This is a genomic window from Rathayibacter sp. AY1F4 (genome assembly GCF_002931775.1).
Classification (GTDB): Bacteria; Actinomycetota; Actinomycetes; order Actinomycetales; family Microbacteriaceae; genus Rathayibacter.
Genome location: NZ_PSVE01000025.1, coordinates 14,475 through 27,863, shown reverse-complemented (window position 1 = coordinate 27,863; position 13,389 = coordinate 14,475). Strand labels below are relative to the sequence as shown.

The window sequence follows — 13,389 nt, the reverse complement described above, 5'->3', positions numbered from 1 at the left end:
GGAGGAAGTCATGAGTGACGACGACGAGGTAGGCCAGGAGGTCGGTCAGAACGTCCGGATCGCGTTGACGATCGCGATGCAGATGGGCGAGAAGTTCGCCCGGCTGCGCGAGGAGCTGGCCCGCGACGCGCAGGCACGCTCCGCCGCGCAGGCGCGCGAGCTGTCGGCCCGTTTCGACGCCGAGCGCGGCGCTGCACGCGCAACGTTGCAGGTCGTGGACCGGCCCGACTGGTGGGAGAAGGCGAGCATCCAAGACATCTCGAAGGTCGCGGAGACGGCGCAGGCGTGGAAGAACCACGACCCGATCGCGGAGCGCGCGTCGGCCGTCGTTCAGCGCGAAGTGTTCGAGCGCTACGGCGTCGACACCGCCGTGCTGCGCGACGCCGCCGGTCAGGCGAAGTCGGAGCTGGACCGGGCGAGGGAATGGGCCACCAACTCCGCGCCGGAGCACTACCACCGCCACGACGACGACCGTCTCACCATGGACATACGCGGCCGCGCAGAGCCGGACGTGAACGCGGAGCGCGCTCTGATCACCGACTACCGCGCGGCGCTCGCGGGCGACGCCGGCACCCTCGAACTCTCCGCGGCCGAGGAGTGGAAGCGCGACACCGACCCGGCCGGGTTCCAGGACTACCGCGTGCAGACGTCGATCGACTGGAACGACGGAGAGTTCCGCACTGCGGACCCCGCGGCCGTCGCTGCTGCACGAGCCGCGCTGGTCGAGGAGTGGAAGGACACGGTAGCTCCCGAGCGTGCTCGAGCGGGAGCGGAGGTTACGGAGGCACAACTACTGATCGCGGAAGCCGACCGCCTCGACCGCGCGAACGACGCCCGCAACCAGGAGGCCGCTCGAGAAACCCCCGGTGCGTCCGACGTCGACAACGGGCGCGCGGAGATGGCTGCGCAGCTCGAAGCGCGCGCGAGCGACTACGACCGCGACGCGGCCGCCGGTGGCACCGCCAACGCGACTCCTGACGAGCTGCGCGAGCTGGCCTCCGACGCGCGCGCTCAGGCACAGCTCTTCCGCGACGACGCCCCCGCAGAGCGCCAGGAGGCCGCACAGGGCACCGGAGGCCCGTCCACGGAGTCGGCGCCGCCCGCGACGGATCCGCGCGCGTCAGCGTCGCGTGAGGCCGGAGAGATCGCTTACGACAGTGCCGAGCGTCGACAGTCGACCATTCAGGCGATGGAAGCCAAGGGAGTCCCCCCGCACGTCATCGAGGCGCGGATGAGCGCCGACAGCGCGCACGCCACCCCGCCCAGCGCCGCGGTGACGTCGAAGGCTCCGATGAGCACCGTCCCTCAGACGCGGCGCGGTCGTGGCCAGGGGCAGGGCGCCGATCGCGCGGACCTGAGCCGCTAGCCGGAGCGTCGAGAACGAAGAAGGGGAGCACCGGACGGTGCTCCCCTTCTTACGTCCTCAGAGCGCCTCTCAGGCGTTTTCTCTGGATGGGCGCTGCGTGTACAGCGGCGGTTGTAGATCGGACGGGAAAGTGCCTTCTACCGGTGCCGTGTAAGGCAGCGGTTCACCGAGCCGGTTCTCGTCCGTCGAGTCAGCGAACGGCCCGTCCGCAGAGAGTAGGACGCTCATGTGCGGATCGCAGTGGTTGATCCACCACGCACTCATCCCGGCTTTCGGGTCGGCGCGTGCGGCCTCCCAGGCCCGCCACAGCGCCTCGATGCGCTGTTGTGCTTCCTTGGACTCCCACCAGGCTGCTTTCCACCGCAGACCTGCACCGGAGCCCTGCGCCATCACTCGGCGCCGGTAGGTGCCGATGAGCTGCTTGCGCACGAACTCATCCGCCGACCCGAAATGCGTCGTGGGCTCTTCGCTCTCCGGGGCACTCGTCGCCTCGTCGGCCGCTGACGCAGGCGCGGCCTCGTCGTCCACGCCCCCGTAGAAGTCATCGCTCATGAGTCCGTCACCGGCGTGAAGCCGTGTCCCTGCTCCGGGGCCGGCGGCGGCGTCGGTGTCGGCGCTGCGCCAGGTCGGTGGTTCGCGATGGAGGCGTTGATCGCGGCCACGAGCGGCTTGGGGCCGTCGAACCACGGCACCGTGCGCAGGATCGCGGCACGCGAGCCCGAGGACATCAGGATCGCCCGCCCGATCTTGCGCCCCTTCTTGGGCGTGGGGAGGTTCGCGAGCTCCGCGACGTCGAGGATCAGTTCGCGCTTCAACGCGCTGGTGGTCGAGCGCACGCCCTTGTTCATGCTCGCGGAGGTCGTCTCGCGGTCGTAGGTGCCGATCAGCTCCGACACCATCCGCAGGAACCCCGTCTCCGAGATTCCGCCGGCGTAGATCTTCGCGTTCGCGGCCGACCACAGCTTGTCCATGCCCTCCTTCCCGAACACGCTTACGCCCTGTGACCAGGACTGGAACACCGACATGATCGGGATCCCCCGCGAGCCGTAGTGGCTGTAGAGGTCGGGGAGGTCGCGCCAGCGGCAGACGTTCGCCGCCTCGTCGAGGACGCCGAGCATCGGGGTCTGCATCCGGCCGCCGGGCGACACCGCGGCCAGCTCCTCCGCGGCCTCGACCGTTGCGGCGGTGAGGGCGAGGACGAGGGGGCCTGCGCTGCCGGCGCCCTCCTTGGACAGGCTGTAGAGCGTCCCGGTGGAGCGGACGAAGGCGGCCGGATCGAATTCCGGCCGGGTGTCGTTCTCGCTGGTGCGGTTCACCCACTGGCGGGTGCCGGAGTCCTTCAAGCAGGACGCCATGCGCCGGGCAGTGGAGTACACCGATCCGCGCTCCCGGTGCTCCAACCGCGTCGCGCCCTGCAAGCTCTTGGCCATCAGCGGGAAATCGCTCGAGGCCAGGATGTCTCCGGCCGTCTCGTCGCCGGGTTTCGTCGTCCACTCGTAGACGTCCGTGATCGGTCGGCCATCGAGGGCCGCGGCGAGCAAGAAGCCTGCCAGCAGCTCGCGACCGGACGGCTCGAAGTGCGCATCCGAGCGGGCGCCGACCTCGCTGGATCCGGACGCGAAGTGCTGCGCGAGCTTCGCGGCCTTGGTGTCGTCGGTGACGTAGGAGAGCGGGTTCCACCACCACGACGGCGGCTCAACCGCGACGCGCTGCGGGTCGAACACCCACACCTGCCCCCGTGCTGCGCGGAGGTCGCGGGTCGCGTCGAGCACGTCGCGCTTGTTCGAGGTCGTGACCACGGACCCGGGAGCGCCCGTGATCGCGGGGATGACGAACGAGGTCGACTTGCCCACGCGGGGGCCGGCGAGCAGCAGCACCATGTCCTCGAACGAGGCGTAGAGAGGTCGACCGTCGCTGAGCAGGTCACCCAGAGGGACACCGAACGAGTCGGTCACGCCCAGTCGGGCCGACTTCTCCTTCGCCTCCTTCCCGCGCATGTGGCTCATCTCCGCGGAGGTCGCGGTGTGGCGGGCGGTCCAGTCGATCGGGGTCCGGTTCTTCTTCCCGCCGTTCTTCGCGATCAGGAACAGGGTGCCGAAGAACACGACCACGGCGCCGATCCCGGCGACGATGAGCGTCGCGGTGCCTGGCCAGACGAGTCGGCCGCAGAACACGTCGACCACGACGGAGAAAAAGTTCGACGGGTCGGTGTCCATGTCGGGATTCACGCCGTCGACCTGGGACCCGACGCGGACCGCGATGTAGATGGTCAGAGCGATGATCAGGACACCGCCGGCCGCGAACGCGACTCCGAAGCCGTTACTGGCCTTCCCGGGCTCTTTCCGGCGGTTGTTCGTGAGGCTCATGGTGCGGCTCCTTCGGTCGGTGCGGGGCTGGTGAGAGTGGTCTGAGCGGGGATCGCGTGCTGCACCTGTGCGGTGAACGCGAGGGTGGCGGCCGTGGCCACGAGGACCGCGACCGCCAGCAGCCCGGCGACCGCGCCGATCTGGCCGAGCGGACCCCGCAGCAGCGCGCCCCCGGTGCGGGCGGCGATCACGACGTCGCCCGCTCGAGCAGCGGAACGGATACCGGCAGGAACCGGCGCGGCTCGCACCGCTCGTAGATCGGCCCGTCGTAGGGGGCCGTCGTGTCGTCGCTGGTCGCCTGCCGGCTGGTGCCCCAGGTGAGGAGGGCCTGGCCGTTGTCGGCGTACTCGACCGGCAGGTCCGTCATGTGGTCGGTGTGCGGGAGCGTCGTCGTCATCGAGCAGCCCCAGAGGTAGCCGTCGTAGACGACCGTCGACGCGCAGCTCATGCGATCACCCGGTCCCACTGTCCCAGGCGACGAAGCCCGCCATGAGGGCGACCCCGGTCCAACAGCCCGTGAGTAGAAACCGATCGCGCTCCGCCGCCCCCCCGGCGGCGGGCGGCGATCACGCTGACGATCGCGGCGCCGGCCGCGCCGAGCGCGACGCAGCTCGCACCGAGGGCGACGAGGACGCTCACGGCAGAATCTCCACCATGACCGGATCGGTCGCCAGGGGCTCGTTCGCGCGGCCTGCGCGGCTCGTGGTGTGCCAGAGCTTGTTGGTGTCGTTGACGTCCTTCTCCGCCGCGGTCAGGTGGACGCGGACGGGGATGCCGGGACGGCCGCCCACCTTGATCAGGAACAGGCCACGGCCGGGCGGGTCCGCTTCCTTCCCGGAGACGCCATCCCAGGCGGGCGGGTCCTGCCAGCTCGTGAGCATCTCCTGCTCCTTCGCGGACAGCGGCACCGCCGACGTGAGCAGAGGCATCTCCGCACCGGGAAGGCCGCCGCAGATGACCATGCCGGAGCGCTCCACGAATCCGCGGGCCTTCATCCGGTCCTCTTCGCTGGAGAGCGCGAGGAGGTCGGACATGGTGTGGCTGATCATCGCGAGGCCGACACCGCGGGCACGGTTGAGGCGGGTGAGCGCGTCGACGCGATCGACCATGCCCTTTCCCGCGCGCAGCGCCCGCCACAGCTCGTCCAGGATCACGAAGTAGTGCCGGCGGGGCTCGATCCCCGCATCGGCCAGCGCCGCGGCGACGTTGACCGTCCCGAACCCGGCGGACCAGCACGCGAGGAGGATCGCCGCCTGGAGGTCACCTTCGGAGTCATCGATCGAGGACACGTCGTAGACCACGGGCCGGTCCCGCCGCATCGGGGTGGTGGTCTGGCGGGAGAAGATCTCGCCCAGCCGGCCACCGGAGGTGAGGCCGATGAGCGACGCTTCGAGGTTCTCGGTGATTTCCTTGTACCGCTTGAGGTCGTTGCGGTCGAGCGCGACCTGTCGAATCTCGTCCGGCGCGGCCTGGATCACGGCGAGCAGGTCCGCGAGGACGGGGATGCCCTCGTGGTGCTCGTCCAGGTACTTGAGCGCCCGGTCGATGATCGTCTCCTCCCGGTCCGTGGGCGGCTGAGAGCGGAGGATCGTCAGGAGCGCTGCGATCATCGTGTGCCGGCGGCCGTGAGCGTCCGCGAGCACCTGAGCAGCGAGGCGCTGCGCCTTCACCGCACGCAGGCGCAGCTCCTTGGAGTCGCCGCCGCGCGCGTCGAGCTCCGCGGCTTGCTCGAGCGCCTGGTCGGCGTCGTCGCGCAGGCGCTTCGCCGCGCTGGTCGCCTCGCCGGGGTCGAGGATGTTCAGGTAGCCGCGGTCACGGCCGAGGGTGATGACCTGTCCCTCCATCGCGCGGATCAGATCCACGTAGTCAGGCTTCAAATCCCCGAGGACCAGCGGAATCGTGCCGTACCCGGCGAGCCCGGTCGCCATGCGGCGGGTCAGCGAGGACTTTCCCAGACCCGGCTTGCCGAGGACGAACATCGACGGGTTGGAGATGAGCTGCGCCCGCTGGAACCAGCTGATCGGGTCGCACAACACGGAGGCCCCGGTGGTGAGGTTCTTCCCCAGCGGCACGCCGATCATGGGCGTGCCCGTTCCGACCGAGAACGGGTACAGCCCGCACACCTGAACGGTCGTTGCGCGGAACTCATCGGCGGGCTGAATCGAGACGGCCTGTCCGCCGCCGCGGCCGAGCCATCCCGTCGACGTCGGCCGCATCGGGCGCTTCGGCGCCGACTCCTTCTCAATGTTCTGTCTGCCGCCCTGGTGCGGGATCGCCCGCTTCTTCCGCGACCGCTTCGAGGGCTTCTCGCGGGCGAGAGGAGAGCTGGCGGCGCGAGCTGCGGCGGCCTCCTCCTCAGCCTTCCGCACGCGGCGTGAACGGGCGCGAGCGTCCGTCGACGTCGCCGCGGCCTGCGCCGTCGTCGGGGCTCCGACCGCGCCCGTGGGCGTGGCGGAGTCGAGCGCGTCGACGTCGCCGGCCTCTTCGCTCTGGTCGACGTCGACGGCACCGGTCGGCAGCTCGTCCCCGTCGACGTCGGCGGGGACGTCGACGGGCTCGGTGTCGCGGTGGCGGGAGAAGAACTTGGTGGTGCTGCTCACTGGGGGCCTCCAAGAAGGGTCGGAACGGCGACAAAGACGGGTGAGGGCTGAGGGTTAACCCGGGACGGCACCGGACGTGTGTCCAGTGCCGTCCTGGTGGTGGCGGGGTGCGTCACAGGATTTCCCGCATCTCGTTGGGAATGCGCAGGTGCCGAGGCAGGACCAGCCCCAGCGGGAGCGCGGCGGCGAAGGCGGAGTCCTGCGAGCCGAACGCCGGCCGCATCCGCAGGCGGGCGGCCGAGGTGAGGGAGTCGATCGCGGCGCGCGCTTCGGGCTCCTGACCACGCTGCAGCGTGGTCGCGGTGACGATCAGGCCGAAGTTCATCAGCCCGGCGCCGGAGGCTTCCTCCGCGGCCGTGGCCTGCGCCGAGCGGGTCGAGAGCGTCGAGCGGGCCGTGGGCTTGGTGGACGCGGAGGAGTTGAACTGGGCGGCGTTCAGGTCCGCCTCCACGAGCGCTGCGGCGCGGGCGGGATCGATGGGCCGGTAGAGCAGGGTGACGCGCTTACGGGCGATGTCACGGTGCGGCGCGAGCAGGCGAGCGAGGATGTTCGACTGGACGACGCCGCGCGGGGGCGCGGTCATGGTCCACGACGTCGACACCGCTCCGTCGTGACGGTAGGAGTCCCAGTGCGCTTCGGCACCCGCAGGGCCGACGTCGGTCCAGGACAGGTCCGCCGTCTCGCCCTCTGCGCGCGCCTGATCGATCAGGAGCGCCGCGGCGGGGTCGTACGCGGTGCGGATGACTTCGCACAACTCCTGCGCGCTCAGGGGCCGCGCCGCGCCCGCCCCCGTCGCCGCGAGAGAAGACGTCAGGCCGGGGATGCGGGCGGAGAGGTCCGCGGCGACCTCCTTGGCATTGCGGCGCTTCCCGTTGATCCGCGCGGTCGCCGTGAACGTGAGCGCGATGTAGGCGTGGATCGTGGCCGACCCGACCGGGTAGGTCTCAACGACCTCCTGGAGCATCGCTCGCGCGAACAGCGGCGCGTCCGGGTCCATCGACCCCTCGACCTCACCGCGCAAGCGCGTGCCCGTGTCGGGCGCCGTCTCGACGGTGACCGACGCGGCTTCGATGCCGGGCTCGTCTCCGAGGTTGGCGAGCCAGATGCCGTATTCCGCGACCTGGTTGTTGATCTGCTCCTGATCCACCAGCGCGGCGCCGTCCGGCTCCGTCGCCAGCACGACGGTGAAGTGCTTCGTCATCGGGGTGCTGATCAGAGCGAACCGGCGACCGTGGGAGTCCTCGTGCTCGGTGAGCTGCGAGGGCGCGGCCAGGCCTGGGAGCTGGAAGGTGCCCCACTTCGCGCGGCCGATCGGGCCGGAGCGGTAGATGTTTGCTCCCTTGCTCTTGGTACGCCACCAGTTCACGCGGACCACCATCCTTCCGAGGGCGCTCTGCCCGTGCTTGTCCTTGACCGAGACGGTCAGGAGGATGCCGCCGAAGATGGCGGCGACGATGAGTGCGGGACCTAGGCCGGAGAACATGGACGCGATGATCGAGGCGACGATGCCCACGAACATCACGAGGGTGGCGAGCTGTCCCAGCCCGCCGAGGCCGGCGGTCTGAGGCTTTCGCCAGTTGCCGTAGGTGCGGGCCTTGATCGGATCGGTTGCTGTGCTGGTCATGGGTTAGCTCCCGCTCTCGTTGCTGCCGGTCGCCTCGTCGGTGCCGGCCTTCACGGCCTGCGCGGCGTGCTTCGCGCCCTCCGCGGCCTTCGTTGCGACGGCGATACCGGCGCCGATCGATCCGGCCGCGGCCGCGGCGCCGCTCGCGGCTGCCCCGGCCCCGGCGCCGCTCGACGCAGCGGCTCCCGCGCCGCTGGTCGCCGCGCTTCCGGCACCAGCACCTGCGCCGCTGCCGGCCGTCGACGCCGACCCAGACGGGTCAGCGGCCGGCGACGACGTCGGCGAGCCCGGCGTCGACGTGCTGCCGGACGGTCCGTCCGTGGACGAACTGTTGCCGCCTCCACCGCCGCCGTTCCCGCCGCCGCCGCCTCCGTTGCTGCTCGCGCGGATCGCACCCGTCGCGACGTCACCAGCGGCCGAGACTGCCGCAGCGCCCAGGAGCAGACCTGCCGCGCCTCCGCCGCCGACCGAGGAGACGGCCGGGACGAGGAAGCGCATCAGCGCAGGCAGAGCCACGAGAGCGATGAGCATCAGGGCCAGGCCGGTGACGATCTGGAAGAGCCCGGTGCCGTCCGACTTGAACAGGTCGGTGCCGGTCATCCGGAAGGCGATCGCGTAGACGATCGCCGCGGCGGGCTTGTAGAGGATGAAGGCGATAGTCCAGGCCATCGCCTTCTTGAACCACTGCCGACCCATCTCGGTGTTCGTGAACGACGCGGCGAGCGGGAAGATGCCGGCGAGGACGACGAGCATCGCGCCGCGGAACACCATCAGCGCGATCTGCACGTAGGTCATGAACACGGCGAGCATGCCCAGCAGGAAGAGACCGATCAGGCCGATGCCGGAGGTCGCAGTGAGGCTGATCATCGCGAAGACGTTGGTGCCGAAGCAGTTGCTCTCGCCCTGCTGGGACACGTCGCAGTCGGTCGAGTTGTTGAGGATCCAGATCGAGAACGCATCGCCCGCCTGGGTCGCCAGGCGGATGACGACCAGCCCTGCGCCGGCCACGGCGATCAGAGTCAGCACGGAGCCGGCGAGCTCGCGCAGCGGCATCGCGCGTTGCGTCCACACCATCCGGGCGGCGGCGACGAGGATCGCGAGGATCGCGAGTCCGCCGGTGTACCACTGCAACTGCCCCTGCACCCAGCCGACGACGCTCGAGGACTCGTTCAGGTGCATCGCCAGCGGCAGGAACCCGGTCACGAGCGCCGACGCGGAGGAGAGGAGCAGTACGGCCAAGAGGATGACGCCGATGCGGCCCATGTGAGCTTCACCGTCGCCGTGCCGGCGACGGCTCGCCATCATCACGCCAGCAACGATCAGGGACATGACTGCCAGGCCCGCAGAGACCCACGTCACGTAGCCGAGAATCGTCTCGAACGCCTCCGGCAGCGGCGGAGTGCCGCCACCGTTGACGCCGCCGCCCTGGTCCACGACCGTGACCGGGGAGGGGACGTTCATCCAGACGGTACCGAGAGAGGCGATGGCCTTGCCGTAGCCCTCCAAGATGTTGTTGACGAACTGCTGCAAGGCATCGTTCGACGCCTTCGAGACGACGTTGCCGACAGCGACGCCGGTCCAGCAGGGAACGTCGATGGGGAGGCATGCCTCTCCACCGCCGGTTGTGGCGGTTGCGATCACTGGACACCCGCCCAGACGATGTAGCCGCCGAGGTTCTGCAGCGTGGTGGGGCGGAAGGGCGGCTGTCCTTCGTCGGTGACGACGAGCTTCCAGTCGCCGTCGATCCACTTCACCGCGGACGGGAAGCTGATCAGCGAGCCCGTGTTCAGCTCGAATGCGGTGTCGATCGTTGCGTTCTCTCCGTCGTAGGACAGCACCTTGAATCCCGCGATCTGCACGCTGGTGCCGGTGTTGCTCTGCTGCGTGTCGGCGGCGATAGCGGCATCGCGGCCGGGTCCCGGTGCCGTGAGCTGCTCCACTGCGAGCGGCGCGAGTCGAGCATCCGAGCCCATCGCCCACAGGTTCGAGACAGCGAAGAGAGCGCCTTCGACGGTGTGCGCGTAGCAGGTGCGTACCCCGTCACTGTCGGTCTCCCCGGGGCCGGCCTCAGCGGAGCTGGGAGCGGCCATGGTGCCGACGATGGTCCACTCCGTCGTCGGCGGTGCGGTGAGGGTGCCGCTCTCCTCGTAGCCGGAGAGTCCGCACACGCTTTCGGCGTCGGCCGAGACGGTGGAGGTCGGGGTGGGGGTCCCGGGGGCGGCGGTCGTGGTGCCGCCTCCCCCGGTCCCGAGGGACGTCACGCCGAGCACGATGGCCGAGAGGGCGAGTGCGCCGACGATGACGGCTCCGACGATGAAGCCCTTCTTGGTGAACGGGTTACGCGGTTCGGAGTCGTTCATGACGTCCCTTGCCTTTCTGTTGGTGGTGTCGGTTTCCCGGGGACGCTACGCGCCCATCAGGAACCCGACGATCGTGAACGCGGCGGAGATGACGATCACACCCACGAGGAGCCGGCCGAGCCAGCCGCCGATTTCGCCGCCCTCGCCGCGGCGGGCGGAGACGGTCATGGTGACGCCGAGGATGATGAGGCCGACGACGGCGACGCCGAGGCCGACCCACTTGGCCCAGCCCATGACTGTGGTGAAGGCCTCGAATCCGGGGGGCATGCCGCCGGGGCCCGGGTCCGGCACGACCGCGCCGAGCGCGCCCGCGGTGGTGAGGATGTCGGTCGTTGCTGCGAGCAGTGCAGACATGGTGTGCTCCGTTTTCTGTGTTGGGTGGTGCGGGGTGATCGGCGCCGCGGTCGCGACGTCGAAAGGGTCCGGTTATCCGGTGGTGAGGGGGCCGTCGGCGTAGGCGACGTCGAAGTGCAGGTGGTTCGGGGTGTCACCGAACTGGGTGATGTGCTGATAGGTGCTCGACCGGCACTGGATCTGGCCCGCACGCGAGCCCTGCGGCACCTGCGGGTCCAGGACGTCAAGGAGCTGGAGGGCGTTGGGGTCGCAGCCGGTCGTGGCGGTGCCGGCGAAGCTGTAGAAGTCCACGGCGTTGCCGCCGCCGTTCATCCAGTGCGAGGAACCCGTGCCGGCGCCCAGGAGCGAGCCCGTGCACTGGCGGTTGAGGTCGGAGACGCCGATCTTCCCGAACGTGTTCAGGGCGATCGTGATGATCTGGAGAATGCGGACGTCGATCGCGCAGTTCTCCTTCGGGGTGCCCGCGGCCATGTCGCGGATCTGCTGCGCGTACCGGTCCTCGAGAAGGGTCAGGTTGCCTGCGTCCATCGCCGCGACGAGGTTCGCTGCGAGAGCCTGCGCATCGCCGGACACGGCGACGCATCCACCGACCGGCGCCGGGGAGGCGGGCGCAGTGCCGATCGGCGTCGACGGGGCACTCACCGGCGCCGCCGACGTCGTGGGTGCGGTCGTGCTGCTGCCGAGGCTGTTGAGGTAGGTCATGATCGCTACGGCGTCGGCGCGGTACTTCGTGTAGTGGTTCGGGTCGGCGTTGCGCTGGACCTTGTTGATCGCGATGGAGGGCTCCATCGACTGCCAGCCCTCGACGGCTACGAGGCGGTCGTAGAAGAAGCCGGCCGAGGTCGTCGGGTCCATGCGCTGCTCGACGGTGCCCCAGCTCGACTGCTGCTGGAACAGGCCGATCGAGTCAGCGACCGACCCGTCCGGGTTGATAGCACCGTCCCCGTAGTTGATGTTCACCAAGGAGGACTCCCCGATCGCCGTCTGCACGCCGAGGGTCTGCCCATCGGCGCCGAGGCCCTTCGCGGCTCCCGCGTTGACGATGAGTGCCGCGTTCACGAGCTGGTCGTGCCCGTAGGCGCCGACCTTCGCGTCCGCGGGGATCGCGGACACGTTCACCGGCCCGCCGCCAGGCAGGCACGCCGCGGCCGCGTCCTCAGCGGCGCCGAAGAACAGCAGCCACAGCAGCAGTGCGATCGCGAGAAGCGGTGCCAGGACCGCCGCGAGAACCCCCATTCCCCCCTTCGCCACCGGGCTACTCCGACGCCAGGGGGGTGATCTGCTCGACAGCCCATGGACCGGTCTCGACGGTGCGGTGGACGTACACGGAGTACTCCCCCGCATCCGTGGGAACCAGGATGCGCATCGTGAAGGCGCCGTCCCCGTCCCGGACCGATGCTGCGCCGGTGAGGGTCGTGCAGGGCACGTTGGCCGGGTCGACGGTCTCGTAGGCCACCGCGGCCTGCTGGCTGAGGAACGGGTACAGCTCAGCGATCCAGGTGTCGTAGTCCAGGGCGGGGCGGCAGAAGGCGGTAGTCGCTGCCACCGCGATCGCCACAGTGTCGCCCTCGACAGTCGGCTCCGGCTGCGGCTCCACGTCGGAGAGTTCGGCGGCGGCCGGCGGTGTGCTCTCGGCCGGCGCCGTCTCGGGTGAGGTCGGTGCCTCAGCGGAGCGCGTCTCGGGAGCTGCCGACTCGGTGGAGGGTGACGCGGCATCGGTGCTCGAGCTGGTGCAGCCGGTGGTGATGAGCGCGAACGCGACGACCAGCGCTGCCTTACTCGGCGTCCTCATGTGTGTCCCCTACGGCTCGTGCCGCAACCGGTCGTCCCGGTTGCGCGCTACGACCACTATAAGGTTTTTTTGGTTTCCTGTAACGTAAACTTAGGTAGCTTTATGAGTTTGCTTGGTTCAAGCCGACCGGGCTCCCGTGCGTGAAGGGGAAACGGCCAGTGCGCCACAATGGAACTCATGTCGTCTCCGATCCCTCCGCCGTCCAGGGAGGTGATGCACATGCGTGCCACGACCAGTGAAATCGGCAATCGCGTGCTGCACTTCCTGTCGCAGGAGACGGCGCGCCTTCACGGGGCCACGGTGTCGGAGATTCTTGAGGCGGTTCCCGAGGCCCGTAACAAGGTGACCCTCTTCGGTCACCTCAACCTCCTGGAGGAGGCTGGCGCGATCGTTGGAAGGCCAGCGCCGGGTGTTCGACACCGCAAGACCGTGACGTACAAGGTCGACTGGGACGCGATCGACCGCCTGCACGAGGTCAGTCGGGCATATCAGAAGGGCCAGATCGACCTCGCGGAGCCGCCGCGGGCTATCTGACGCACGCGGCGTTCCCTGTTCCTGCTGGGATGCGCTCAAGAAGCGCCACGCATCTGTGGGCCAGAAGTTTGCTTTCGTCCGCGACCGCCCGTAGCCCTGTCGCGAACTGGAGCTCGAAGGCATCCCCCGCGAGCCATCCTTCGACGCCGAACTGATCCCCGTCAGGAGAGGTCACCGCGACGTCCTCGAACCGTTCCGCGGCGCGAAGCCCGTAGCCGGCGGCGATGACGTCTCGGCCGAACCAGTACGTCTCCAAGGCCACCGCCCGCAGGATCGCGTCATCGGCGGCTTGCTCGATTTCCACTACCGGGTAGTGCCGCACCAGCCCTGTTCGCGCGTCCAGCTCCTCATCGGCCATGGACGGCTCGCGAGTCGCCACGCACCGCTGGCACG

Annotated in this window: 14 protein-coding genes; 2 read left to right on the top strand and 12 right to left on the bottom strand. The window is 69.6% G+C overall.

Annotated elements, in window-relative coordinates:
• Positions 1-10: 10 nt before the first annotated feature.
• On the top strand, positions 11-1,366 hold the full coding sequence (locus tag C5C59_RS14225; RefSeq protein ID WP_104227101.1) for a hypothetical protein: 1,356 nt from the start codon (positions 11-13) through the stop codon (positions 1,364-1,366).
• A gap of 69 nt (positions 1,367-1,435) precedes the next feature.
• On the opposite strand, the gene C5C59_RS14220 is transcribed toward C5C59_RS14225, so the two are convergent.
• From C5C59_RS14220 to C5C59_RS14165, 11 genes are all read right to left on the bottom strand, one after another.
• Positions 1,436-1,918 (bottom strand): DUF4913 domain-containing protein, encoded by a 483-nt coding sequence (locus C5C59_RS14220; protein WP_104227102.1) that lies wholly within the window; start codon positions 1,916-1,918, stop codon positions 1,436-1,438.
• Positions 1,915-3,732 carry a type IV secretory system conjugative DNA transfer family protein gene (locus C5C59_RS14215; protein ID WP_104227103.1) on the bottom strand — a complete coding sequence of 606 codons (1,818 nt, stop codon included), beginning with the start codon at positions 3,730-3,732 and terminating at the stop codon, positions 1,915-1,917. The genes C5C59_RS14220 and C5C59_RS14215 overlap by 4 nt, the downstream gene beginning before the upstream one ends.
• Positions 3,729-3,923 (bottom strand): hypothetical protein, encoded by a 195-nt coding sequence (locus tag C5C59_RS14210; protein ID WP_104227104.1) that lies wholly within the window; start codon positions 3,921-3,923, stop codon positions 3,729-3,731. Before C5C59_RS14210 ends, C5C59_RS14215 begins: the two co-directional genes overlap by 4 nt.
• Positions 3,920-4,198 (bottom strand): hypothetical protein, encoded by a 279-nt coding sequence (locus C5C59_RS14205; protein ID WP_146082823.1) that lies wholly within the window; start codon positions 4,196-4,198, stop codon positions 3,920-3,922. Before C5C59_RS14205 ends, C5C59_RS14210 begins: the two co-directional genes overlap by 4 nt.
• A gap of 169 nt (positions 4,199-4,367) precedes the next feature.
• Positions 4,368-5,948: an ATP/GTP-binding protein gene (locus C5C59_RS14200; RefSeq protein WP_243616529.1), complete on the bottom strand. Its 1,581-nt coding sequence runs from the start codon at positions 5,946-5,948 to the stop codon at positions 4,368-4,370.
• Between the two features lie 496 nt (positions 5,949-6,444).
• The gene (locus tag C5C59_RS14190) at positions 6,445-7,956 is read right to left on the bottom strand and encodes an SCO6880 family protein (RefSeq protein WP_181072914.1); all 1,512 of its coding nucleotides are present in this window, start codon (positions 7,954-7,956) and stop codon (positions 6,445-6,447) included.
• 3 nt (positions 7,957-7,959) lie between these two features.
• Positions 7,960-9,486 carry a hypothetical protein gene (locus C5C59_RS14185; protein WP_104227107.1) on the bottom strand — a complete coding sequence of 509 codons (1,527 nt, stop codon included), beginning with the start codon at positions 9,484-9,486 and terminating at the stop codon, positions 7,960-7,962.
• A gap of 107 nt (positions 9,487-9,593) precedes the next feature.
• On the bottom strand, positions 9,594-10,316 hold the full coding sequence (locus C5C59_RS14180; protein WP_104227108.1) for a hypothetical protein: 723 nt from the start codon (positions 10,314-10,316) through the stop codon (positions 9,594-9,596).
• Positions 10,317-10,361: 45 nt separating this feature from the next.
• Complete coding sequence (locus tag C5C59_RS14175) at positions 10,362-10,670, bottom strand: hypothetical protein (protein WP_104224227.1); 309 nt, start codon at positions 10,668-10,670, stop codon at positions 10,362-10,364.
• Positions 10,671-10,742: 72 nt separating this feature from the next.
• Positions 10,743-11,906, bottom strand: a complete 1,164-nt coding sequence (locus tag C5C59_RS14170) for a hypothetical protein (protein WP_104227109.1) — start codon at positions 11,904-11,906, stop codon at positions 10,743-10,745.
• A gap of 19 nt (positions 11,907-11,925) precedes the next feature.
• Complete coding sequence (locus tag C5C59_RS14165) at positions 11,926-12,462, bottom strand: hypothetical protein (RefSeq protein ID WP_104227110.1); 537 nt, start codon at positions 12,460-12,462, stop codon at positions 11,926-11,928.
• Positions 12,463-12,681: 219 nt separating this feature from the next.
• On the opposite strand from C5C59_RS14165, the gene C5C59_RS14160 reads away from it, so the two are divergent.
• Positions 12,682-12,996 carry a hypothetical protein gene (locus tag C5C59_RS14160; RefSeq protein WP_146078849.1) on the top strand — a complete coding sequence of 105 codons (315 nt, stop codon included), beginning with the start codon at positions 12,682-12,684 and terminating at the stop codon, positions 12,994-12,996.
• Here the strand turns inward: C5C59_RS14160 and C5C59_RS14155 are convergent.
• Positions 12,989-13,354: a hypothetical protein gene (locus tag C5C59_RS14155; RefSeq protein WP_104227112.1), complete on the bottom strand. Its 366-nt coding sequence runs from the start codon at positions 13,352-13,354 to the stop codon at positions 12,989-12,991. The two genes, C5C59_RS14160 and C5C59_RS14155, sit on opposite strands and share 8 nt — an antisense overlap.
• Positions 13,355-13,389: the final 35 nt, after the last annotated feature.